General features: G+C 42.9%; 20 protein-coding genes. 15 read left to right on the top strand and 5 right to left on the bottom strand.

Annotated elements, in window-relative coordinates; all coding sequences use genetic code 11:
* Positions 1-54 precede the first annotated feature (54 nt).
* The gene (locus tag ITG09_17545) at positions 55-798 is read right to left on the bottom strand and encodes a TetR/AcrR family transcriptional regulator (GenBank protein UPR54757.1); all 744 of its coding nucleotides are present in this window, start codon (positions 796-798) and stop codon (positions 55-57) included.
* A 150-nt stretch (positions 799-948) separates the two neighbouring features.
* On the opposite strand from ITG09_17545, the gene ITG09_17550 reads away from it, so the two are divergent.
* From ITG09_17550 to ITG09_17560, 3 genes are read left to right on the top strand one after another with little or no spacing between them, the layout of a single operon-like run.
* Positions 949-2,037 carry an efflux RND transporter periplasmic adaptor subunit gene (locus tag ITG09_17550; GenBank protein UPR54758.1) on the top strand — a complete coding sequence of 363 codons (1,089 nt, stop codon included), beginning with the start codon at positions 949-951 and terminating at the stop codon, positions 2,035-2,037.
* On the top strand, positions 2,037-3,092 hold the full coding sequence (locus ITG09_17555) for an efflux RND transporter periplasmic adaptor subunit (GenBank protein ID UPR54759.1): 1,056 nt from the start codon (positions 2,037-2,039) through the stop codon (positions 3,090-3,092). The genes ITG09_17550 and ITG09_17555 overlap by 1 nt, the downstream gene beginning before the upstream one ends.
* On the top strand, positions 3,089-6,148 hold the full coding sequence (locus ITG09_17560) for an efflux RND transporter permease subunit (GenBank protein UPR54760.1): 3,060 nt from the start codon (positions 3,089-3,091) through the stop codon (positions 6,146-6,148). Before ITG09_17555 ends, ITG09_17560 begins: the two co-directional genes overlap by 4 nt.
* Positions 6,149-6,292: 144 nt before the next feature.
* On the opposite strand, the gene ITG09_17565 is transcribed toward ITG09_17560, so the two are convergent.
* Together ITG09_17565 and ITG09_17570 are read right to left on the bottom strand one after the other, a co-directional pair.
* Positions 6,293-7,030, bottom strand: a complete 738-nt coding sequence (locus ITG09_17565; protein UPR54761.1) for an EAL domain-containing protein — start codon at positions 7,028-7,030, stop codon at positions 6,293-6,295.
* Positions 7,031-7,604: 574 nt separating this feature from the next.
* The gene (locus tag ITG09_17570) at positions 7,605-8,240 is read right to left on the bottom strand and encodes a hypothetical protein (GenBank protein UPR54762.1); all 636 of its coding nucleotides are present in this window, start codon (positions 8,238-8,240) and stop codon (positions 7,605-7,607) included.
* Positions 8,241-8,530: 290 nt separating this feature from the next.
* Here ITG09_17570 and ITG09_17575 point away from each other — a divergent pair, with 290 nt between their 5' ends.
* The 3 genes from ITG09_17575 to ITG09_17585 all read left to right on the top strand — a co-directional run bounded on the left by ITG09_17575 (position 8,531) and on the right by ITG09_17585 (position 10,035).
* Positions 8,531-8,776, top strand: coding sequence for a DUF2164 domain-containing protein (locus tag ITG09_17575; GenBank protein ID UPR54763.1), 246 nt, complete (start codon positions 8,531-8,533; stop codon positions 8,774-8,776).
* A 153-nt stretch (positions 8,777-8,929) separates the two neighbouring features.
* The gene (locus tag ITG09_17580) at positions 8,930-9,469 is read left to right on the top strand and encodes a cytochrome b (protein ID UPR54764.1); all 540 of its coding nucleotides are present in this window, start codon (positions 8,930-8,932) and stop codon (positions 9,467-9,469) included.
* A complete protein-coding gene (locus tag ITG09_17585) occupies positions 9,466-10,035 on the top strand; it encodes a YceI family protein (protein ID UPR54765.1) in 570 nt (189 codons plus the stop codon). Before ITG09_17580 ends, ITG09_17585 begins: the two co-directional genes overlap by 4 nt.
* Before the next feature lie 369 nt (positions 10,036-10,404).
* Here the strand turns inward: ITG09_17585 and focA are convergent, their stop codons facing one another.
* Entirely contained in the window at positions 10,405-11,856 is a 1,452-nt protein-coding gene (focA, locus tag ITG09_17590; GenBank protein UPR54766.1) for a formate transporter FocA, read from the bottom strand.
* A gap of 261 nt (positions 11,857-12,117) precedes the next feature.
* Here focA and ITG09_17595 point away from each other — a divergent pair, with 261 nt between their 5' ends.
* Both ITG09_17595 and ITG09_17600 read left to right on the top strand, forming a co-directional pair.
* The gene (locus ITG09_17595) at positions 12,118-13,023 is read left to right on the top strand and encodes a LysR family transcriptional regulator (protein UPR54767.1); all 906 of its coding nucleotides are present in this window, start codon (positions 12,118-12,120) and stop codon (positions 13,021-13,023) included.
* Positions 13,024-13,227: 204 nt separating this feature from the next.
* Entirely contained in the window at positions 13,228-13,722 is a 495-nt protein-coding gene (locus ITG09_17600) for a DUF1097 domain-containing protein (GenBank protein ID UPR54768.1), read from the top strand.
* A gap of 184 nt (positions 13,723-13,906) precedes the next feature.
* Here the strand turns inward: ITG09_17600 and ITG09_17605 are convergent, their stop codons facing one another.
* Entirely contained in the window at positions 13,907-15,679 is a 1,773-nt protein-coding gene (locus tag ITG09_17605) for an ATP-dependent endonuclease (GenBank protein UPR54769.1), read from the bottom strand.
* A gap of 238 nt (positions 15,680-15,917) precedes the next feature.
* Here ITG09_17605 and ITG09_17610 point away from each other — a divergent pair, with 238 nt between their 5' ends.
* From ITG09_17610 to ITG09_17640, 7 genes are all read left to right on the top strand, one after another.
* A complete protein-coding gene (locus ITG09_17610; protein UPR54770.1) occupies positions 15,918-17,657 on the top strand; it encodes a bifunctional metallophosphatase/5'-nucleotidase in 1,740 nt (579 codons plus the stop codon).
* Positions 17,658-18,230: 573 nt separating this feature from the next.
* Positions 18,231-19,232 (top strand): TerC/Alx family metal homeostasis membrane protein, encoded by a 1,002-nt coding sequence (locus ITG09_17615; GenBank protein ID UPR54771.1) that lies wholly within the window; start codon positions 18,231-18,233, stop codon positions 19,230-19,232.
* Positions 19,233-19,545: 313 nt separating this feature from the next.
* Positions 19,546-19,734, top strand: a complete 189-nt coding sequence (locus ITG09_17620) for a hypothetical protein (GenBank protein ID UPR54772.1) — start codon at positions 19,546-19,548, stop codon at positions 19,732-19,734.
* 182 nt (positions 19,735-19,916) lie between these two features.
* Positions 19,917-20,657: a DUF1223 domain-containing protein gene (locus ITG09_17625; protein UPR54773.1), complete on the top strand. Its 741-nt coding sequence runs from the start codon at positions 19,917-19,919 to the stop codon at positions 20,655-20,657.
* Positions 20,658-20,858: 201 nt separating this feature from the next.
* Entirely contained in the window at positions 20,859-22,148 is a 1,290-nt protein-coding gene (locus ITG09_17630) for a DEAD/DEAH box helicase (protein UPR54774.1), read from the top strand.
* A gap of 201 nt (positions 22,149-22,349) precedes the next feature.
* Complete coding sequence (locus ITG09_17635; protein ID UPR55201.1) at positions 22,350-24,068, top strand: outer membrane protein assembly factor; 1,719 nt, start codon at positions 22,350-22,352, stop codon at positions 24,066-24,068.
* A gap of 111 nt (positions 24,069-24,179) precedes the next feature.
* On the top strand, positions 24,180-25,061 hold the full coding sequence (locus ITG09_17640) for an aspartate/glutamate racemase family protein (protein UPR54775.1): 882 nt from the start codon (positions 24,180-24,182) through the stop codon (positions 25,059-25,061).
* The last annotated feature ends 26 nt before the right edge of the window (positions 25,062-25,087 follow it).

Genomic DNA, 25,087 nt, shown 5'->3' on the forward strand with positions numbered 1-25,087 from the left:
TTCTGTAACGGCGCGTTTTTGTATCAAACAAGCACGTAATGGGTATGAACCCGATTAAGCTTTATGTTCCTGGTTACACTTCCATTCACATGGGACTTCATAAATTAGTTCTTCAATTGAACTAGGATTCAATACCCATTCATCACTGATATTGAACGTGTTGATCATTTGCGTGTTGAACAATTGCCAATGTTTTAACAATGCTTCTTCAGGCGTTGATTGCATGTCACCTTCATTCCATGTGCTTTCCATGAAAGGGGTTAGGCAGACAGCTCCATGCGCATACATGATCATTTGCCATTTAATTTCGTAAATGTTGATCAAGTTTTCTGGGTTGGCATCATTATATTCTTCTGCCAACATATTGATTTCTTTTTCGACATTACCAACATTGTCGATAAAGTAATCGACCAAGTTGTCTTTTTGGCGAACAGAATCAGCGATAAGTTGCATTGGCTTACGTGAATGAATCATATTGGTAAAAAGCCGCATGCTAAATAAATAGATAGTCACGTTTGGTGATACATCTTTTGGAAGTTCTTCCATGATCTTAGTAATGTAAGACTGAAAATATTCGTGCAAACAATCGCTTATAGAGTGCCAAATCTTTTCTTTGCTACCAAAGTGATGGCGGATAAGGCTATGCGACACGCCTGCTTTTTCACTGATGTTGCGAAGTGAAACACTATCATAACCTTGCTCACAGAACATATCCGCAGCAACACCCATGATCAAAAATCTCGTCTCTTCAGCGTCTTTCGCGCTTCTTCTGCCTTGTTTCTTTTCAGTCATCTTCATTTCATACATTTACCTGATTACCACATTCTACACTGTTTTTACTGAAATAAAAAATACTGCACAGGTGGAAAGTAAAGCTTGAGAATTATTTAATATTAAATATACTGCCCATCTGTGTAATAAATCATAATAATTAAATGGAGAAGCATCATGCAATCCAAGTTTTCTATTCAAACCAAAACGAGTAAGCAGATTGGAGTGGCGTTTGCCGCACTATTACTTGCAGGCTCTTTGACAGGATGTAATAAGGTTCAGTCAGAAGAAACCGTTCAAGTTGTTAAGCCAGTAAAATTGTTTGAGATCCCTCAACAGACAGATCTTGAGCTTGATAGTTTTATCGCAAAAGTGGATGCGACCGATCGCGCTGCGCTTTCTTTCAATGTGGGTGGAGATATCGAAACCTTCGATGTTCGCATGGGACAAGAAGTGAAGAAAGGGCAAGTGCTAGCAGTGTTAGATGCGACGGATTACCGTATTGCCGTTGATGCAGCACAAGCAAAATTTGATCTGGCGAACAGCCAATACAAGCAAGCGTCTGAGTTGTATTCGAAGAAGCTCGTGAGTACCGATTACTACGACCAAGCCGTGAACACCTTTACTGCCGCTGAAGTTGAGTTGGACCAAGCAAAAACAAACCTTGGCTACACTACCTTAGTTGCTCCATTCGATGGCGTGGTATCGATGGTGTTTGGAAAGCAATATCAATTGATCGCAGAAAAGCAGCCTGTACTGAATATCTTGAATCACAGTGAAATGGATGTGACGTTTTCAATTCCAGTATCAAAGCTTGAAGACCGTTCTATTCAAGACCTAACGAGCTCAAATATGTGGGTTGTGATGGACAGCCACCGTGGCATTCGTATCCCAACTCGCTTTAAAGAAATCTCAACGCAACCAGATGAAGACACCAACAGCTACCAAGCGGTCGTGTCTATCGAAAAGCCGGAAGGCATCAATCTACTTTCAGGTATGACAGCGCAAGTTGAAGTTCAGAAAAGTAAATCCGATTACGGCATTGGTATTGTCGATTCAGCTTGGTTAAACAAAGACGCAGGCCGTGGTGAACTATGGCGCTATAACCCTGACTCTCATTTGATTTCGAAAATACAAGTCCTTCTTGATGAGCAAGGCAAGGTTATTGATGGCCTGTCTACTGGCGACCTAATCGTAGAAGCAGGTGTGGATGTGTTATCTGACGGACAAAAAGTCAAAGCTTGGCTTCGTGAGGGCGGTATTTAATGAACCTTTCAAAATTGTCAGTTGTTGTCGTATCGGCTTTATTACTGCAAGCCTGTAACAATGAAGCTGTGCACCGTGAACAACCGCCTTTGTTGGTTTCTACCTTTGAAGTAAGCGCGCCGCTGACTAACCAGTTCAGAAGTTTTAATGGGCAGGTGATGCCAGCTGAATTGACTCCCTTGGCATTTAAGCTAGCAGGCGAGATTCAACAAGTATTAGTAGAAGCGGGCGATAACGTTGAAAAAGGGCAGTTATTAGCCACCTTAGATAACGCAACGTATGTCCAAGATCTGACTGATGCTAAATCTCAATTCAAACTGGCGAGCAAACAGCTAGCCCGCGGTACTGAGATGTTTGGCAGCGAGATGTTATCGCAGTCAGAGCACGACCAACTGACGGCTAACTACAAGCTGGCATCGGCGAATTTGGCGGCGGCAAAACGCAAGCTAAGTTACACAGAGCTATTAGCGCCATTCTCAGGAACAGTTTCAACTGTCGATAAGCAACGATTCGAAAACACGACGCCTGGAGAAACGCTTCTGAGTGTATACCAGAACGACAAGGTGTATGTGCGAATTCAAGTATCAGATTCGATCTTGGCATCAATTAGCCCAGATATGCGTTCAAATAGCTATCGTCCTGAGGCGACCTTTGGCGGCCATACTGGCCAATATCCACTGACGTATCTAGAACACACCAGTGAACTGCACCCACAATCACGTACTTACGAGTTTTGGATGCAGATGCAGCAGCCTGCAAGTGAAATTCTTCCGGGCACTAGCGTTACGGTCAATGTGGATATGGCGAAAGCGGGCCTGAGCGATGTTCAAGGCTACCAGTTACCAATGACAACGCTAGAAGCGGGCTCTGAAGCGAATCAGTTCTATGTATGGAAAATGGAAGACGGACAAGCATTCAAAAGCGAAGTAGAAGTCGACAAGATCAGTGGCCAAGGCGCATTAATCGCTCATGGCGTTGAGCAAGGTGATCGACTCGTAAATTCGAATCTAAGAAAACTCCGTGACGGAATCCAATTGTCAGGAAAAGCAGAATGAACATCGCAGAATATTCAATAAAAAACAAAGTAATCAGTTGGCTGTTTCTAGTCATTTTGGCCATTGGCGGTGTAACGTCTTTTGGCAACCTATCCCGTTTAGAAGACCCAGCTTTTACCATTAAAGATGCAATGATTATTTCAACTTACCCTGGCGCTACGTCAATGGAAGTTGAAGAAGAGTTGACGTATCCACTTGAAAAAGAAATACGACAGCTGCCTTATATCGACAAGATTACGTCAACCTCGTCGAATGGCATGTCTCAAATTATGGTAAGCATGAAGATGGACTATGGTCCGGATGAGCTACCTCAAATCTGGGATGAAATGCGTCGCAAGATTAACGACTTACAGCCAACGTTACCTAGTGGTGTTAACTCTGTTCAGATCATCGATGATTTTGGTGATGTGTTTGGTGTGATGATCATGCTGACGGGGGATGGTTACGATTACGTCGAGCTCAAACAGTATGCTGATTATCTAACACGTGAAATCGAATTGGTCGACGGTGTGGGCAAAGTAAGTATTGCAGGCGACCAACAAGAGCAATTGTTCGTTGAGATGTCACTTGAACGTTTAGCGGCGTTAAACCTAGACATGTCGACAGTGACCTCATTGCTCGCACAACAAAACAGTGTGGTATCGGCAGGCGAGGTAATGCTCAACGGTCAAAGCCTAACCATCAAACCTAATGGCACGCTAAGCACGGTTGAAGAGTTAGAAAACTTAATTATTCATGGTCGCGATACGGGTAACCTAATTCGCTTGAAAGATGTCGCTGAGGTCACTCGCGGAATCCAAGAAAAGCCAGGTAACGTATTAACTTACAATGGCAAACCAGCAATCAACTTAGGCATTGCGTTCACTTCGGGCGTAAACGTGGTTGAAATCGGTAACGCGCTTGATGCGGAACTTGATCGATTAGAAAGCATTAAGCCGGCTGGTGTTGAGTTAAATTACTTTTACAACCAAGCGCAAGAAGTGGACAAGTCCGTTGCTGATTTCTTGATCAGCCTAGTTGAAGCGGTGGCAATTGTTATCGTCGTACTTCTGTTCGCGATGGGCTTACGCAGTGGTTTGATCATCGGTTTAGTACTACTACTGACGGTGTTCGGTACGTTCATTCTTATGGACTACAACAATGTTGAACTGCACCGTATCTCGCTGGGTGCATTGATCATCGCGCTGGGTATGCTTGTTGATAACGCGATTGTTGTCGTTGAAGGTATTTTGGTTGGCTTGAAGAAAGGCAAAACCAAGCTTCAAGCAGCGAAAGACATCGTGAAGCAAACACAATGGCCACTGTTAGGTGCGACTATTATCGCTATCACAGCCTTTGCGCCGATCGGCTTGTCGAAAGACGCAACAGGCGAGTTCATGGGCTCACTGTTCTGGGTATTGTGTTTCTCACTGTTTTTGAGCTGGGTAACAGCACTAACACTAACGCCATTCCTTGCCGAGATGTTGCTTAAAGAAGAAGACAAGGTTGATGAAAACGAAGACCCATACAAAGGTATTTTGTTTGTTGTGTTCGGTGCGTGCCTGAAAGTAGCCCTTCGATTTAGATGGCTTACTGTTGTAAGTATGGTTGCGCTATTAGCTGTTTCTGTGGTCGGTTTTGGTATGGTGAAGCAGCAATTCTTCCCGCCATCAAATACGCCAATGTTTTACGTAGATATGTGGATGCCGGAAGGCACCGATGTGCGTGAAACGATCAAGCAAACCGAAAAAGTGGAAAACTACATTCGCCAGCAAGACGACGTAGAGTTTGTAACCACAACGGTTGGGCAGGGCATGCAACGTTTCGCTCTGACATACCAACCAGAAAAAAGCTACGAAGCGTACAGTCAACTGCAGGTACGAACCACTGACCGAGACGCTATGTTTAACGTCCTCGAAGGGCTAGACAAGGACTTGGCCAATAAATTTGAACAACCTACATTCCAATTTAAACTGATTGAGTTTGGTCCGTCGCCAGCTTCAAAAATCGAAGCGCGTATTAGTGGTGCAGACCCGCAGATCCTTCGCAGCATTGCTGTAGAGGTAGAAGATATCTTGTTGGCGGATCCTGGCTCTCGAAATGTGCGTCACGACTGGCGTGAACGCACTAAAGAGCTAGTGCCGCTGTTTAACGAATCAAAGGCTCGTCGCCTTGGCATTTCAAAGACGGATCTGTCTGAAACACTTCAGATGGCATTTGGTGGCTACAACATTGGGTTACTCCGTGATGGTACTCATATGTTACCTATCGTTGCGCGTTTACCCGAAGCCGAACGTTTTGATTTTGAATCACTGAACAACGTGAAAATCTGGAGTCCATCACTGCAAACCTATATTCCCGTTGAACAAGTGATCGATGGGGTTGAGCTTCAATGGTCTGAGCCGCTGATTCAACGTCGTGACAGAAAGCGTACGTTAACGGTTCTGGCTGATCACGATGTATTAGGTGACGAAACACCAGCTAGCTTATTTGCTCGCGTAAAACCAAAGATTGAAGCACTCGATTTACCAGCAGGTTACAACATTAGTTGGGGCGGTGAGTACGAGAGTTCCAAAGATGCTCAAGAATCCCTATTTGGTTCATTGCCAATGGGTTACTTACTGATGTTTATCATCACTATGCTTCTGTTTAACTCGGTTCGTAAGCCACTTGTGATTTGGTTTACGGTGCCACTTTCTATCATTGGTGTGTCGATTGGTCTGCTAGGTACTAATATGCCATTCAGCTTCACTGCGTTCCTGGGCTTATTAAGTTTAAGTGGCATGATTTTGAAGAACGGTATCGTACTGCTTGACCAGATAAACAGTGAGCTACAAACAGGTAAAGACCCATATTTAGCCGTTGTCGACAGCGCGATCAGTCGCGTGCGACCGGTATCTATGGCAGCACTAACGACTATCTTGGGTATGATCCCTTTGGTATTCGATGCATTTTTTGGCTCGATGGCGATAACCATCATGGCAGGCTTAGGCTTTGCTACAGTACTAACGCTAATAGTAGTACCAGTGATGTTCGCTATACTATATAGAATCAAACCGTCCACTGCGGGTTATTAAGGAATGATACAAAACAGATTCTTTTAAGCCAGCCCAGTCAATTTTGACTGGGCTTTTTTATGGGTGTGATTTGATCTACAAGATTGCCGCTAAAAAAATCCGCTAACCAAAGGTCAGCGGCTTCAGGAAGAATAGGGAACAGTTCTAGATTGCGAGGCGGAGATCTAACTCAATCGGTTCTGGCATCGCTAGGTGATACCCTTGATACATATCGAAGCCTAAGCTTTGCATAGCTGCGAGTTGTTGTTCGGTTTCGATACCTTCGATTACGGTCTTAGCACCAATTTGATTGGCAAGGTCGAGAACCAACTCCATTTCACTTGTGTCGCCTTGTTCAAAATCCAACATCACGGAGCGATCTATCTTGATGATATGTGGATTGATATGACGAACGCGTTGTTCTGTTGACGCTTGTGTTCCAAAGTCATCAACAGCAATTTGAAAGCCGTTCTCTGCAAGAGAGTGCGCGGCATCTTTCAAGCGTTCTTCACTTTCTGCATTCAGTTCTACCAGCTCCATGACGATTTGTTCACATGAAAGGTTAAGTTCATGAAGGCGTTTAGCCAACAAGCTGTCGCTGACTTTTTCTGCAGCAAACAACTCACCAACATTGGGAAGAACGTTTAGGAAAAGGTGTAAATGGCGAATGTTCGATTGTGCGAAGTTACGGATATGGATAGCGCGACTTAGCCTCTCAACATTGATCTTATCGTTACACAACGTGGTGTCGGAATGGAAGAAGTGATCAGGACGAACAATATCCCCTTTACTATTCGAAAGACGCACCAAAGCCTCAACGCCTATCTGAGTCATTGAACTGTCAAATATAGGTTGATAGACGCTTCTAAGTGTTAGGTCTTGGTATTTCGCAATAAACTGCATATCGGCATCCACAGATATACAGCTAATAAATTCACTTCTGTCAGATAAAATCATAGTCGCTAATAAAGGTGTTTATTTGATGACGAAAATATACGTCATGGCTGTCACAATATTGACAGGTGTTAGTAAATTGTCAATTAATAAAAACTCATTTGCAGGGTAGATATTTAAATAAATATAATTAACGAAAAATCAGCATGATAAACGATATTAATTATTAATTTAACTTACCATTCACTGAGTTTGATAGTTGCAGTGAATTTAATGACTGAGTAACGTTTTACATATCATTCCCAATCAATATAAAGCTAGAACGGCGATACACCAGCGAAAAGTAGGGTTAAAGGCTTAGATTATGGGTGAATGTCAAAGTTAGAAAATAAAGATACTTAACTGGTTACATAGAAGTGATATCTATCTCTCAAAATCGAGACAGTGAATTGATCGCTATTAATAATTAAAACAGGAAATTCGAATAAATAATGAACAGGGAATAAGCGATCTTTTATAAAGTATTGAGATGGAGATCTAACAATTTACTTTAAAGATTGGGTGAAAAAGTTGACCCATATTCTTACTGCCATTGAAGTACCGCATAAAGTTGCAAGTATTTACGAACTAATTGTTGATTTCCTGACCGTTTGAGAGGGTGTCCAAACTTAATAAAGCAAGGGCTGATTTTAAAATTACTATTTAATTCAGTAGCAAATTGAGAATCACTCTCTCTTAACGTAATGCCTTGTTGGCTATATTCAGTGATCTCGTCTGGGAGTTCTCCCATCCACCAATGTAACAACTCACCACTGTTTTTACTTCTGGTAATCCAATGGTCAGAAACAATGATCAAAACGTCATTGGGCTGAATCGCGAATCCGTATTCTTGCTGCCAGTTATGAATATCTAGCATCAACTTTTTACGACACGTTTTTCCCGCGCTCACCATATGATGGCTAATCATCCAAACAGTGCCGATTTCTGAAGAGATTCGGAAATGGCGGGGCGTTTCTCGTGAGGAGAGCATTTCAAGTGGGTTGATGTTACTCGCATGATTAAAGCTTACGAAGGTGTGTTCCATTCGTCGGGCAAAGGCTTTGCCGATGTGATGTTCACTGATCCCTTGGTTGTGCACCGTAGGATAATGACGCTCACAGAGTTTTAGACAATCATCTTGAAACTGATTGACGCTTTTAATCACGAGATCTAATAACAATGAAGTCCCTTATACACAGTTACTATCTTATTGATGGGCAATAGTACGGTAATTGATGTGTCATTACCTATCTCCAAAGTGCGAGTTCTTGATCCCTCTATCAAAATTAGCGATTGCCAGGTGATTTTATGGATAGCATTGGCACTTCAATGGTCTGTATTCTAAATTATGAGGAATTCTAATCAGTTAGAACGACTATCTTTAGCAACAAATTTACAAGTGAGCTAACTAAATTATAGTTTAGTCAGCTGTTCACGATGGATTTATTTATTCTTTATTTGGAAACATTCATGACTATTCAATTAGATTCGAAGCAAAAGTCTGAGCTTACCCATGCCCTTCAAAAGTACATGCAAGATGAACTCGATGTGGAGCTTGGCCAGTTCGACACGGAATTCTTGGTCGACTTCATCAGTAAAAAGTTTGGTGCGGTTTATTACAACAAAGGGATAGAAGATGCTCAAAAAGTGATGGAACGTAAAATGTTAGATATCTCAGATGAGCTTTACGAGATCGAGCAAATTGTTGAAATCTAAGCTTTAGCTCAGACTTGTTCAAATAATTTGAATAACTCGTTTAATTTGAAATGATGTAACTATTGTAAAACTTGGTAAATAATATGTTACACAAACTTGGTGTAGAGTACGCTTTTCGAAACTACACTACTCGTTAACATTCGGAAGAGATGCATGAACAACAACGTTAGAAATTACAACCCTTTAGCAAGAGCGATGCATTGGATTTCAGCTCTCGCAGTATTTGGCTTATTTGGTGTAGGCCTGTGGATGGTTGATCTTTCATACTACAGCGAGTGGTACAAAACAGCACCAGACTACCACCGTTCGGTAGGCATTCTTTTGGCTGCTGTTACCGTCATCCGCTTGGTTTGGAAGCTAGTTACCGCGTCACCTAAAGTGGAAGGTAAAAGCTATGAAGTTGCGGCAGCGAAGATCGCTCACGGCTTTATGTATATTAACTTAGCGGTTTTATTTATTTCAGGTTATTTGATTTCAACTTCAGATGGCCGTGGGATCGACGTGTTCAATTGGTTCACCGTACCAAGTATGGGTGAACTGTTTGCAAACCAATCTGATCTCGCAGGAACGATTCACTACTATGCTGCATGGGTACTGATCATCATGGCATCAGTGCACGCCTTAGCGGCGATAAAACACCACGTTATCGACAAAGACGATACGCTACGAAAAATGATAGGAGCTTCAAAATGAAAAAGTCAATTATCGCTACAGGATTAGCATTTGCAATGGCAATGCCTTTCGCTGCGAACGCCGCTGATTACGTGATTGATACAAAAGGTGCGCATGCTTCAGTTAACTTTAAAGTTAGCCACCTAGGTTACAGCTTTATCCAAGGTCGTTTTAACACATTCTCAGGTGATTTCTCATTTGATGAAAGTAACGTTGAAGCTTCAAAAGTGAACGTAACGATTGATACAACAAGCCTTGATTCAAACCACGCAGAACGTGATAAGCACATCCGTAGTGGCGATTTCATTGATGCTGGTAAGTTTTCTGATGCGACATTTAACAGTACAAAAGTGGTTGATAAAGGCGACGGTAAACTTGAAGTAATGGGCGACCTTAAACTTCACGGCGTAACTAAGCCTATCGTTATCGAAGCTGAATTCATCGGTGCTGGTCAAGACCCATGGGGCGGTGAGCGTGCAGGCTTCGTTGGTACAACTCGTCTAGAGCTTGCTGACTTCAACATTCCAGTAATGGGCGCTTCAAGCTACGTAGACATGGATCTACACGTTGAAGGTGTAAAGAAGTAATCTAACTACTGATTATCGCTGACTAGTATCAATCTTTTATGTAACGTCAAAAGTTGAATCGATACTTAGAAAGCCACAGTTAGAAAAAGAGAAAGGCGCAAAGTATTCACTTTGCGCCTTTTTATTATGGTAAATGGTAACGCGTTTAGACCTGTTTTGTGTCAAACCTTTAGTTGCGCTTTAAGCCACCATCTACTTTTAGCCAGTCAACGTTGCCATGACTGATTTTCGAGGAGAACAACTAATCCCTAATTGTTCAACCTTGTCCTAGTTAGCTAACCACTTCCTAGTAAAACAGTCGCTAGCTACACGCTTCCTAGTTAAACCGTTGCACGTTAATCTACTGTAGATTAAACCACTGTAAGTTAATTAAGCCGTTTCTAGTTCCGCTTTTGGAACCACGTTTAGGCGGTCACCGTAGATTGGGCGAAGAGCTTGCATCACTTCAGTACGAGTAAGAACACCTATCATCACACCGTTTTCTAATACTGGAAGCATATGTGGTTGGCTTACTTTCATCGCTTTTGCACGCTCTTCTAGAGAAAGAGAAGTAAGGCGAGTTGCGAAGCCCATGCTTGTCGTTGGGTACAGCTGCTCTTTGTCGATACATAGGAACTCAGCAACATCTACTAGCTTGTCGTTTGCATCGATTGCCACAACGTCGCGGCTCATTAGGTCTACGACTTTCTGGCCTTTAGTTGGAATGTAATCTTGGCACCAAAGGTCAACCATTACGTCATGAACAGAGAAGATACCAACTAGACGGCCTTCAACATCGCAAACAGGTGCGCTAACAAGTTGCGCGTCTAAAAGTGAATCAATTGCCACTGATGTTGGCATTTCTACGCTCAGTGTAATTGGTTGAGTGTTCATGATTTGCTTGATAGTAGTTGCTGTGTTCATAGTAATTTCCTTAACTGACGTAATTTCTGTTGTTTGTGTAATAGCGGTAATTTTTGCTGCTTTAAGTTGTGGGCGACGGTAGATACTCCAATTAGCTAAGCCGACTAATACCGAGCCACCTACGATGTTGCCTATTGTTACTGGTATTAAGTTTGCGGTAACAAATTGCACGACGTTTAAGTCTGCGTACTGCGCCGGTGTCGCGCCGATTTGCATCCAGAAGCTTTCTGGTGCGAATGCTTGAATCGTGATGCCTAGTGGCACCATGAACATATTCGCCACACAGTGTTCAAAGCCTGAGCTTACGAACATTGCAACGGGTAACACGGTCATCATTGCTTTAGTCATTGCGTTAGCAGAACTGAACGTTAACCAAATAGCTAAACACACCAATAAGTTACAAAGCACACCCAAAGCAAACGCTTGAACAGGGCTGTGGTGCAGCTTGTGTTGAGCAATGTTTAGAGCGTTTAAGCCCCATTGCCCGCTATCCAGTTGATATAAGCCTGCGGCGCTTACCAAAGCCAATAGGAACATGGCACCGATAAAGTTACCGACATACACCTTGCCCCAGATAGACAGCATCTTAGTGAAGGTGATTTGCTTATTAGCCCATGAGATGCTCGATAACACTGAACTGGTAAACAGCTCACCGCCGCAAATCACAATCAAGATCAAACCCATACTGAATGCTAGACCGCCGGCTAAGCGACTCAATCCCCATCCAGCATCAGCGCTACCTGTGGTCACCGTGATGTAGAATAAAAAAGCAAGCCCGATGAATGCGCCAGCCATGATTGCCAAACTCAATGTCATGCTGCTGGTTTTATTTGCTTTGCTTAATGCAAACTTCTCTGCTTCCGCCATCATTTCTGTTGGTGAAAATAGTTGATGATTTTCAGAAGTGCTGGTTGCCATATCCCCCCCTTGAACAATCCGTCATGTGTAATTCCTAGTGTTAATACTTGATGGTTAATCAGTAATGTTTTGCAGAGCTCGTTGTGTCCTGCCATTTCAGATTAGGGCTTTGAAGGGTAGAGGTAAAATTGATAATTTTTAGAAACCACATCAAATTTATTGATATAGATTTGGTTACGCGTAAAATGAAATTGATTGCTCATTGGCTTTATAAAAAACGAGTATCAGGACACAAATTATTAAAAGCATTAAGGATGAATTTTGCGTTATTCATTAAAGCAACTCGCGGTATTTGATGCAGTAGCAGACTCCGGGAGCGTTAGTCAGGCAGCAGACAAATTGGCGTTGACTCAGTCGGCGACAAGTATGTCTCTTGCACAGTTGGAAAAAATGCTCGGCAGGCCTTTGTTTGAAAGGCAGGGCAAGCAAATGGCTTTGACTCATTGGGGCATGTGGTTAAGACCAAAAGCGAAGCGTTTACTGCAAGATGCGCAGCAAATTGAGATGGGTTTTTACGAGCAGCATTTGTTGAGTGGCGAACTCAAATTAGGTGCTAGCCAAACCCCAGCGGAACACCTCGTTCCGGATCTCATCAGTATTATTGATAACGACTTTCCTGAGATGCGAATCTCGCTCGGCGTACAAAGTACCGATGCTGTCATTGATGGTGTATTAGATTATCAATATGACTTAGGCGTTATCGAAGGTCGTTGTGATGACAACAGGGTTCACCAAGAAGTGTGGTGTACAGACCATTTAACGGTGGTTGCATCGGCTCATCACCCGTTTGCGAGGCGTGAACGAGTAAGCTTGGCACAATTAGAACAAGCAAAGTGGGTATTACGTGAACATGGTTCAGGTACTCGAAAAGTTTTTGATAGCTCTATTCACCATTTAATTGGCGATCTCGATGTTTGGCGAGAGTATGAACACGTTCCTGTTTTAAGAAGTTTGGTTGCAAACGGCCCATATTTAACGTGTTTACCTTATCTAGATGTCGAACAGTTTGTTGAGTCAGGCCAACTGGTGACGTTGAATGTTCCTGAGCTGGAAATGGAAAGAACCTTGTCCTTTATTTGGCGCGCTGACATGGCAGAGAACCCACTTGCTGAATGTATCAAGCGTGAAGGTAAGCGCATGATGAAAGGCAAACGGTCGGTTCTTTAACCTAGATTTGATAAAATACTAATAACTAAATATGTTGAATAAGCGATTCCGGTCTCTATCTAGTGATAAATGCACAATTGCATACATTATTAATGTGATCGTGATCGGCTAAATAAGGGCTATCTTCCCATAGTATGCTTACTTGATTTTAAGTGAGGCTAAATCCGGTTGCGATAAATTGCGTAATTAGGCTTTAGAAATAGTATGAGTACATTAGTCGCGATTTCATTAACAACAGGTATTTTGTCAGGTCTATGGGGATGGATAGCTATCTCTTTCGGCTTATTGTCATGGGCAGGTTTTTTAGGTTGCACCAGTTATTTTGCTTCGCCAACCGGCGGTGTAAAAGGATTGGCAGGTAGCTTACTAACTAACATGACCGGCGTATTCTGGGCAATGGTGATTATAGAAAGCTCTACCTTCGCAGGGCTAGAGATTTTAGGCTATGTGATTACTGCTATTGTGGCTTTCTTCATGTGCATTCAAGCGAAACAAGCGTGGCTAGGTTATATCCCAGGAACCTTTATTGGTTGTTGTGCGACGTTTGCGGCAGGTGGCGATTGGCAACTTGTTGTGCCATCTTTACTGCTTGGTGGTGTATTCGGATACTTGATGAAAGCAACGGGACTATGGCTTCACGAAAAATCGACCCAATCTTCGGAAGTTGTTGAACAACACGCTAAACAGGCAAAGGCTTAATTCGTTAACCTGACTCTAGTTTAGCCACTGTGCACTCTTGCAAGATAACCCCCAATTAATTTGTATATCGATTTATACAGGCACACCGTTTGGTGTGCCTTTTTTGGTTTTGGTTTTGGTTTAGGCAATAAACTAAAGATTTCATCAGCAGAGCAACTGATAGCATCTATAAAACAAATATTGCTTAGGTATTTCCGTTCGCCATGGTGATGACGCGTTTTAACGTCCACCTTAGCAATAATGGAATACATTCTTGCCCTTGATTTTCGCAATGAGAAACTATCGCCAATGCGAGGTCAGGTTTTGCGTGTTTCTTCAATACTTTGGCGACCACTTTCTTAGGAGGGATTGGGTGATCGTATGGAATCTTCACCATGTCACGGAAAAAGTTCTCGAAGCCGTTCATATACAAGTAATGTTCTATGTCTTTATCAGGCAATTCAGTTAAGCGGTGTCGTTCTTGGTCATTACCAAGCTTTGATAAAACGGTCGCTGCGTATTTTTTACCTGCTGCATCGCCGTCAGTCACCACATGCCAATCGATACCAAATTCTTGAGCGACTTTAATCAGCGCTTTTAGCCCCGATTGAGCAAACTCAATAATTTGCACACCTTCCGCTGCAAGGTTATATCCGCACTGGTTGGCTAACTCATTAAACAACCAAACTTCGGTTTCCCCCTCTACTAATAACCAGCAACGCGCAAACAGTGCTCCTGAACGGTGAAAGCGAATATGGAAACCAATTCGACGAAGTTCATCTTTACTGAAGTGATTCATGTTGAGTTGATTCGCGATGGTTTTGTCGGACTGACGAACCAATCGACGAATCGATTGTAAAGGCACAGCTGCGAGTAAATCGCCACTGTTAGTGGTTAGGATTTTCTGCATAGGCAATTTCTGCATCAAACTCCAAGCCCTTGCCAAGTGGGTTGGGTGTAATCGACCTTCGGGATCTTCTAGGATCAAAAGAGGGCGCGCACATCGTCTTAAGTCATTTGGCCCTTTAGCCTGTAGGTAAGCGTTCAGTAACCCCATGAATAATAAGCGAGTTTGTTTGTTTTTCGTTTCTTCGACGAGCTGATGAATACTCTGATCATTAGCACCAGCAGAATACAATAAGCCATCCCTCTGTTTTCTTGGGTTACTACGAGAATTACTCTTGAAAGAGAAGTAGTGCTCTATCAAACTCTGCATCGAATCAAGGCTACTGCGCATTTCGCCTTTATTAACATGACCAGGGATTGCCATTAAGCGACGACAGGTATTATCAATGCGTTTTTCTATTCTAGCCTGACGTCCATTTCCGTTGCCGTTACCGTTTCCATTTCCGCTAGAGTTAACAGCACTGCCATTGTTGGCGTGATTACCGTTCCCAATTCCATTAAAGCTGACGTTGGAGTCTCCATTAGAACCAACATTAACAACGGCATTCTGATTGATTGTTTTACTGTTGAAAGGACGATCAAAGTGCCTTGCATCACGCAAACGGATGACGGGATGTAAGGTCATTAATTCTTGTGCGAGCTTTTCAGAATGATGAAGCTTGAGCGGATTACCGTCCAAACCAAGAAACGCATAATGTGTGGTGGTCTCATATTGTTCCAACGTCGCGCTAATTCGATAATAGATGCGAAATACGCCAAACTCATCTTGAACCCAAATAGGTTTGAGTTTGCGATAACGGCCTGCGTTAAGTTCGCTCTTGTCGTTAGCTTTTAATGCGAGAACAATTTGAAGATGTTGAGACTGTGGGTGGGAGACGGAGTAATCGACATGAAAATCGGTCATTTCAAAGTGATATGGCACACCGTCTGAGGGAAGAACGACGGATAGGGCATCCAATAATGAAGACTTACCCCATGTATTTTCACCAATAAGCGTGGTTAGCTCGTCAAACGCGAGTGACATGCGCTTGATACCTCGAAAGCCAGAAATCTCGATTCTTTCTAGTTGCATAGGCTTACTCCTAACGGAAGGCTCTGCTAATTGTTTGAAAGCTAACAGATATCTTTAATCATAATCGAAAATCACCAATTCGGTATGCTCATCGGTCACAAAACCCATTGATTATTTATACGGTGCAAAATGAGATTTTTGATCTATCTCGAGTATTTTTTTGCAGTGCAGTTTCATAAAATTCACGATTCTGTCATGATTCTCGACCTAGTATGAAGGGACAAAGAGAGAAGAAAATATGACTAAAAAGAATAAGCCGACCAAAATAGTGTTGGCACACATCAACGACACCCACTCATACTTCGAACCAACCTCATTACAGCTATCACTTAAAATGAATAACCACATCATTGAACCTTATGTCAGTGCTGGTGGCTTTGCTCGAATTTCAACGCGCTTTAAACAGATAGAACAAGATGCCCAGCGACAAAAGGTTGGAACCCTGTTCTTGCATGCTGGGGACTGCTTTCAAGGCACTTTGTACTTTTCTCTGTTCAAGGGGAAAGCCAACGCCGATCTGTTGAATGCACTTAATATTGATGCCATGACACTTGGTAATCATGAGCTAGACATGGGTAATGAACCCGTGGCGATTTTCGCGAAAAGAATCAAATTCCCGCTGTTGGCCGGTAACTGGAATCTATCGAATGAGGATATCAATAAAACTCATACCTTAGCAGACAACGACATTGTTAAGCCTTACCTGACGAAAACACGCAGTGCTTGTTTTATAACGAAAGAGTTTGATGGCGAGAAAGTTGCCATTTTCGGCTTAAGCATCGACAAGATGTCAGGCATAGCTAACCCAGATATTGATACACCGTTTGAAAACGCATTAGAAACGGCAAAAGCAACGATAGAACAAATTCACCAAACTGGTATTAACAAGATAGTGCTGCTTAGTCACCTGGGTTATGAAGCAGATTTAGAGCTAGCTGCGAATGTGCAAGGCATCGGCGTGATTGTTGGTGGGCATAGCCATCGCTTGCAAGGTGATTTCTCTGATATTGGCTTAGTAAAAGATGATGACTACGGCGTAAAAATTGGCGACACCTATGTTGTGCAAGCCGGTTTCCACGCAATGAGCTTAGGCCACAGTGAAATTGAGTTCGATGCTCAAGGCAAAGTGACGCACTTTAACGGTAAGAACGAACTTTTATTAGGTCGTCGACTCTTTATAGACGCGAAACTCAGTGAAGTCGGGCAAGACGATGCCCACGATATGGCGTGTGCGTTTTTGAACAATCACCCTAATATTGCAGTGTGTAAGAAAGATCCTGAATTACAAAGCATTCTGACGGACAAGTATCAACCTAGAGTTCGTAAACTTCAGCAGCAAGTCATTGCTCATGCAGATACTAAACTACGCCATGTGCGTATCCCTGATGAGAAAGGACCAAGCCAACTCGCGCCGTTGGTTGCTCAATCATTTCACCACCTAATGAACAAGAAAGGCCATCAGGTAGATTTTGCTATCCACAACTCTGGAGGGGTGAGAAACTCACTTAATAGCGGCGATGTTTCGGTTGCTGATATTGCCGGAAAACTACTACCGTTTGCCGTACCCATTGGTGTGTATGACGTCAGAGGTGAAACGATCGCTGGCATGCTGGAAGGTGCAATCAATAACGCATTGGATAATGGTGTGGTTGGTACAGGGTCGGGTAGTTTCCCTTACACACACAACCTAAGGTTCTGTTACCACAAAGAAGCACCTTTAGGGCACAGAATTCATCACCTTGAAATCCACTCTGAAGAGGGCGGTTGGCAAGCTGTTTCTCGTAGCCGTATTTACCGTGGCGCGTCTTCAGCCTACACAATGAAAGGGAAAGAGGGTTATAACGCCGTGTTGGATATGGTAGGGGACGGTACGGTAACCACTTACTCTATGGCAGACTGCTTCATCGAGTTTCTGCAAGACCACCCAGAGTCGCTTCAACACAATGAGCTGTTGAATTGCATGGAGTGTTTCAAATAACTACAGTTGATAGTGATATTTAACATTATTGCGTTGGGTTATTTATAAAATTGGCATTATTTATGCTTTATTTCCGCAGGTCGCCTTCTTGTGGAGATATACATGGATAAGAAAGATTGGGTAGATGCGGTAGTGGTTGTCGGTTGGGTGTCAGTTTGGTCAGTGTTAGTGTATTTAATACCTGCCGCAGGGTTGTAACTTGATTTTTTACAACTTCATGACGCACTGCCGTAGTGAATTTGGCTAGCGAATTTATTCTTATAATCAATTCGCGTGTCTATTTGACAGAGTGGCATCAATTAGAAAGGAGCATTTGCTCCTTTTTTGCTTTTTCTGTGCAAATTTATATAGACGAAACACAATCAGAGGATTATTATCCACGCGTTTGGGGAGTAGTTAGCGCAAGTTTACATATCGTCATCTCGTTAGGCCAAGTGTCTATCCGGTATGTAAAGGTGAAATCCCATATTTCACTTCAACGAGACCAACGCAATCACAGTCAAGATCCGTAATGGAGCTTGATATGCTTTGTTTGCGGAAGGTCTTTGTACAGTTCTTCCGCCCGGAGGAATAATGAACTCAACTCAATCTCTATTATCTACAAATAGTGAATCCTTTTTTTCATCGCCAATCATGACGACTTATGCGGGCTTTTTCCTGCTGACGATTATTCTTGTATCTATTGATATCTATCAGACTCGTGGCGGTAACGTTACTATCAAGAAAGCGGCAATCTGGAGTGTTTTCTGGTTTGTACTTGCGTTTTTGTTTGCTGGCTCTATTTACCTATTTTGGGACATTTATGCGCCGAATAGTGACTACACAGCGCAAAAAGCAACCGTGTCATTCATTACGGGTTATTTGTTAGAAAAATCCCTTAGCGTAGACAACTTGTTTGTTTTTGCGATGATCTTTGCTCAATATCAAGTTCCTGAGCATCTAAGACCTCGTGCGCTTCTTTGGGGGGTAATTGGTGCATTGATGCTTCGTGCAATTATGATCGCACTAGGCGCTCAGCTATTGGCGGAATATCACTGGGTGCTTTACGTGTTTGCTGCGTTCTTGATTGGTACAGGTATTAAACTGGCATTGGACAAGGGCGAAGAGGAGAGTGTGAATACACTGCCTGAAAAGCTACTTCGTAAAGTGATGCCGGTAACCGAAGATTTCCATGGTCCTGCATTAATGGTTAAACAGGGTGCTAAATGGGCATTCACTCCAATGATGTTGGTCATTGGTGCGATTGCAGTCATGGATGTGATGTTTGCATTGGACTCTATCCCTGCGATCTTTGCGGTAACACAAGAACCGTTCTTGGTATTAGCGGCAAACGTATTTGCGTTACTTGGCCTTCGTTCGTTGTATTTTGTACTGCAAGGTATGATGGACAAGTTCATCTACTTGAAACCGGCACTGGCATTCATCATGGTGTTCATCGGTGTGAAAATGCTATTGGTTGACAGTGAGTGGGCGATCCCAACTTATTGGTCACTCGCTGTACTGATTTCGACTATGACGATTGCGGTTATAGCGTCGGTTTATGCGAAGAAGCCAGGTATTGAACAAGTAAATTAAAAACAAATATAACTTATCGAAAAGTCGATAATGAACACGTGGCTGATGAAGTGAAAAATTTATTTATGTAAATTTTCTGTGACATTGGCCACTGTTGTTTGCGGGGTATTTGTACTAAATGCATGATTTGAACACTATATTGAATTTATACTCACGTATCGTGCATATGTATTTTGTGGTGTTGTTAATGGTTTGTTTTATTAGAAAAACTAATCCCAAAGTCTAATTTTAGTCATTTTTTAACCTGCAAAAGATCACCTATTATTCTTGTCATCAGAACGAACCACATAAACAAATTTATAGAGAGGCAATCATGGCTCAAGCAGTACAAATGAATACTATCGCTGTTCCTAACTCTATGGATAAGAAGACCTACTCGGTTAACTTCAAAGGATTGATTGCACACATTTTTGATATTCTTTTCGTAGATAACTCTCCACGTAGTTACTACGCGAGTGACCTATCTGGTCACATGCAACGCGATATCGGTATCAACCGTTAATCTAAGCGAACGCATAGAATAAAAGAAAGACAGAATTTAAAAAAACGCCAGCTTCTCAAGCTGGCGTTTTTGTATATGAAATAAACTCTATCTCTTCGTAAACTCATCACCTGAAAGAAATACTTAGACATAACGGTCTGTATTGGAGCGCTAGTCAATTCGCTTCGTACAAGGACCTCTGTATGTCACACGCCAACCGCAACTTACCATTGATTAAACTCTGTTTACTTGCCTTTCCGATCGGCTTTTACTCTTCTGTGTCGAATGCACAAACTTGGAGTAATGAAGGTCAACCTGCACAGGTTATCGAACTGTTCACCTCTGAAGGTTGTTCAAGTTGTCCGCCTGCAGATGCCTACCTTAGTACTTTTGAAGACGACCCTAATCTTTGGACACAAGTCATTCCGCTCGCCTATCACGTCGATTACTGGGATTACCTAGGGTGGGGAGATAAGTTCGCGAGCAAGGCATTCAGTCAGAAGCAACGTTTGTATAAAGCTTATGGTGTAACCAGTGGGGTTTATACACCTGGGTTTGTGGTCGATGGAAAAGAGTGGCGCGGTTATTTCAACTGGCTCGATAGAACACTACCTTCGCTCCCACAACAAAATAACCCCAAGCTGACAGTCAATCATAAAGGCGACACGTTCAGTGTGAGTTACGAAGGCAAAGGTGATTATGTGGCTCATATAGCCTTGCTAGCGATGAACGAAGTCACCAGCGTCAAAGCGGGCGAAAACAGAGGTAAGGAGCTCGAACACGATTTTGTTGTGGTTTACGATGGTTACCAACGTGGTGAATCTGAGTGGCAATTCAATGTGGACTTTGATCCGCTAGTCGCTTCACCAGATGCCGTAGCTATATGGCTAACCGCACCAAATTCGTACACACCGGAACAAACGGTAGCAGGGTGGCTGAACTAAGTGCCAACCACGACAATTGCTTAGCTGGAATACACTTGGGCGAAGTAGGTAGGGTTAGTATAGAGGTTCTCACATCGATAACTTGCTTTCTGACTAGTATTAATCGGTGAAATAGAAGCGAAAGGGCGATTTAGTTACGTAATACTGCTGAAATACGTTAATATAGCGGGCTATTATTTTAGCTTTGAGTTTCTGCAATTAATGACTAACACCACAGCACCAACCAACTTCTCTGATCTTGGCTTAATTTCTCCTTTGATGGCTCGTCTAACCGAGCTTGAATACCAACAGCCAACGCCTATCCAAGCGCAAGTTATTCCAAGTGTGTTAGCAGGACGCGACCTAATTGCAGGCGCAAATACAGGTTCAGGTAAAACCGCAGCATTTGCACTTCCACTTTTACAACAGATCCATGAAGATGCACCTTTAGACCGTCGTTCAGGCAAAGGTAACTTTGTTTCTGGCCTTATCTTGGTTCCTACTCGTGAACTTGCTAAGCAAGTGGCTGACAGCGTTAAATCTTACGCTGTACATTTCAATGGCGCGATTAAAACGGTTTGTGTGTTTGGTGGTGTATCGGTAAATACTCAGATGCAGGCATTACGTGGCGGCACTGATATCTTAGTGGCAACGCCGGGTCGTTTACTCGACCTAATTTCGAGCAACGCAATCAAGCTAGACAAAGTAAAAACGTTAGTGCTTGATGAAGCTGACCGAATGCTGAGCCTCGGCTTTACCGAAGAACTTGATGCAATCTTGAAGCTATTGCCGAGCAAGAAGCAAACTCTGTTGTTCTCTGCAACGTTCCCAGAGCAAGTTCAAACGTTGACTCATGAGCTACTGACGGATCCAATTGAAGTCCAACTTCAAAGTGCTAATGCGAGCACACTGGTTCAGCGTGTATTCGAAGTCGAAAAAGGTCGTAAGACAGCATTGTTAGCGCATCTAATTCAGCAACACGAATGGCGCCAAGCTCTGATCTTCGTGAATGCAAAGAACAGCTGTGAACACCTAGCAGACAAGCTTTACAAACGTGGCATCATTGCAGAAGTCTTCCACGGTGATAAAGGTCAAGGTTCACGTACTCGTATCCTTGAAGATTTCAAATCTGGCGAGATTGACGTTCTTATCGCGACAGACATCGCGGCACGTGGTTTGGATATTGAGAAGCTTCCAGTAGTCATCAACTTTGACTTACCGCGTAGCCCATCAGACTACATGCACCGTATTGGCCGAAGTGGTCGTGCGGGTGAGGTTGGTTTAGCGTTATCTCTAATCGATCACGAAGATTACCATCACTTCACAATCATCGAGAAGAAGAACAAAATTCGTCTTGAGCGTGAGCAAATCGAAGGCTTCGAAATCGATGAAGAAGCGACTGCTGAACTTGTTGCTGCATTGAAACCTATTGCGCCTCCGGCTGGCACAGGCAAAAAGAAGAAAAAGAAAAAAGCACAAAATAATCAAGATGTTTGGTTGAGAAATAACTGATATAAAATCGGTAAAACAATAGACTTTATAAAGGCGCTTAATTGCGCCTTTTTTGTGTCTGCTAGATAAAGAGATGTAATTGGCGAATGAACGACTTAATTTATACTTAAAGTGAAGACACGTTAGTTCGTAGGATAACGTCCTCCATAAGAGATTTAGCGATTTGACGCTTTGCTCATAATCTATTCGGGTTTTGAGCAACTGGGTAACGGCGTGAAGACCTCGATTAAACAAGTAATATTGGTAGCTTCACTCTTCATGGTTACTCCCCCTGCTGCGATAGGCGCAGACTTTAAGGTTAAAGGGCTGAACAAAACTCTCACTGAAAATGTAGAGTTATACTTAGAACCTTTGGTTGATGTCCCAGCTTCACAGCTATCGCATACTAACTTATTGGAACGGGTTCAAGACGCGCTCAACCCTTATGGCTACTATCACCCTCAGATAGATATCGAACTTGATGACAGTGATAACCTCACCTTGAATGTCGATTCTGGCCCTGTCATGTACGTTGCAGGATCGGTTGTAAAAGTCACAGGTGAAGCGAGTAAAGATGAAGAGTTCATCAAAATACTCACGCAAAGTAAGTTAGATTCAGGTTCACCATTATCCCACCAAGAATACGACCAAACTAAACGGGCGATTTTCTCTTTGGCAAAGCGTAAAGGCTATTTTGACGGTAGGTTTGTCGAGTCCAAGATCGAAGTGATTCCTAGCGAAAACATCGCCAACATTCACCTCCATTTTTCTAGTGGTCCACGCTACAAGTTTGGCGCTATCAGCATTCCTGATGATGGTGTTGAAGCTACTCGTATCGACAAAATGCCAACATTCAAGCAAGGTGACGACTTTGACACCATCAAGTTGGGTGAGCTGCAGTCTGACTTATTTGAAACTCAGTGGTTTCGCAGTGTCGTTGTGCATGGTGACTTTAACCACCTTGATGACAATCTAGAAGTGCCAATCGAAATCATTGCTGATCCAAGCTCTCGCAACATTGTGCAGGTAGGTGGGGGTTATTCTACCGATCTCGGTTTAAGAGCGTCTTTAAATTGGTCTAAGCCTTGGTATAACCGAAGAGGACACAGCTTTGAAACACAGACGTATTTGTCTGAACAAGAGCAATCACTGCAACTGGGGTACAAAATCCCAACAGAGAAAGTGACGACCGATTATTTTGGTATTCAGTTTGAATCGAAACGAATTGATCATCGAGACACTGAAAGCTGGTCAAATGATCTCAAGTTTGAACGTTATTGGCAATTGGACAACGATTGGCAAAGCATCATATACGTCAAATATTTGCACGAAAAGTACCGTCAGGCGTCTGAAGAGGATCAATCTCAACTGTTTTTACCTGGAATCAGTTTCTCTCAGGTTGATCGTAAAAATGATCAGTTGGAGCTCAATCATCGACATATCTATTCTGTTGAATATTCAGACCCAAATTTGCTCTCGGATTCAAGGCTGTTAAGGTTAGAGGGAAACAGTGTACTCTCATGGGATATTAGTGATGACCAAACGTTTCATTTTCGCTCTAACGTCGGAATTAATATCGCGAAGTCGTTATCGGACGTGCCTTCATCACTGCGTTACTTTGCTGGTGGTGATGGAAATTTACGAGGTTATGGCTATGAATCGATTTCTCCGACAGACGAGCATGGTGAATTAACTGGAGCACGCTATATGCTGACTGCTGGGCTTGAGTATCAGCATAGGATTTATCGGTCAATTTGGATGGGGGCGTTTCTCGATGTTGGTGATGCGTTTGAAGACAAAGCGGATTGGAAGCGCGGTACTGGCCTTAGCTTGATTTGGAAATCACAATTCATTCCTGTAAAACTCGATTTTGCATACGGTTTAGATGCACCTGAAGGTGATGAATTTCGTATTCACTTTTCCTTGGGTACTCAATTCTGATATTTGTGCGCTGTTTAAGTACTCGCGAGGATGCGATCCATCCAATGGGATTCAAGCAAATCTACAGAACGTAATAACCTTTGTGCTCTAGCAAACACAAAGGTAAAAACAATGAAAAAGGTACGATTTGGTGTATTTGGTAATATGGGCCCAGAAGCGGATGCTTTGTTCCAAGATATCGTCGCTAAGAAAGAGATTGAACACGGCGCACTTAAAGACCAAGACCACATGGCTATGATAGTGGTGAAAAATTCAGATATCCCAGATCGCTCTGAAGCAATTAACGAAGGCGGCACAGACCCCGTCCCAGAGTTGATTGAATCAGCGTGCATTTTAGAACACGCCAATGTTCAATTTGGCGTTATGACCTGCAATACCGCTCATTACTTCAGACCTGAAGTTCAAAAACATACCAATGTTTACATCGTCGATATGCTTCAAACCACAGTTGACCAAATCAAAGAGCAGAACCCTGAATCCATCGTTGGTATTTTGTGCACCAACGGTACATATAACTCTGGAATCTATGACCGTTACTTAACTGACGCCAATCTGGTATTCGTTAAGCCAGAAGTTTTTGAGCAAGAACATAACGTTCATAGCGCTATTTATGGCGAAGTGACAGGCGATATGACTGCGTGTGGACAAGCAATCCGAGAAACCAACGGCATTAAAGCGGGCGAGTTTGACCGTAATGCGGCACTTCTTGCTGTTGCGGTTCAAAGCATCGTAGAGAAGGGCGTTGATACAGTCATTTTGGGATGCACGGAACTTCCTCTGGTTAGAAAGCAACTTGAAACAGCATTTCCTACGGTGACTTTTATTGATCCTATGGAAGCAGTAGCAGAGCGTGTCGTCGATATCTATCGACTCGCGGAGCAGTATGTGGAACGTGGACATGTGGATTACGACATTAACGATGTCGATTCGATTTACACAACGTTAGATATGGTGAACTACGTAGCCAAAAGAGCGATGACCTACCGTCTGTAAGCTCAGAAACTTGTATTTGACGCATG

Origin of the sequence: Vibrio cyclitrophicus, from assembly GCA_023206055.1 — a bacterium.
GTDB lineage: Bacteria > Pseudomonadota > Gammaproteobacteria > Enterobacterales > Vibrionaceae > Vibrio > Vibrio cyclitrophicus_A.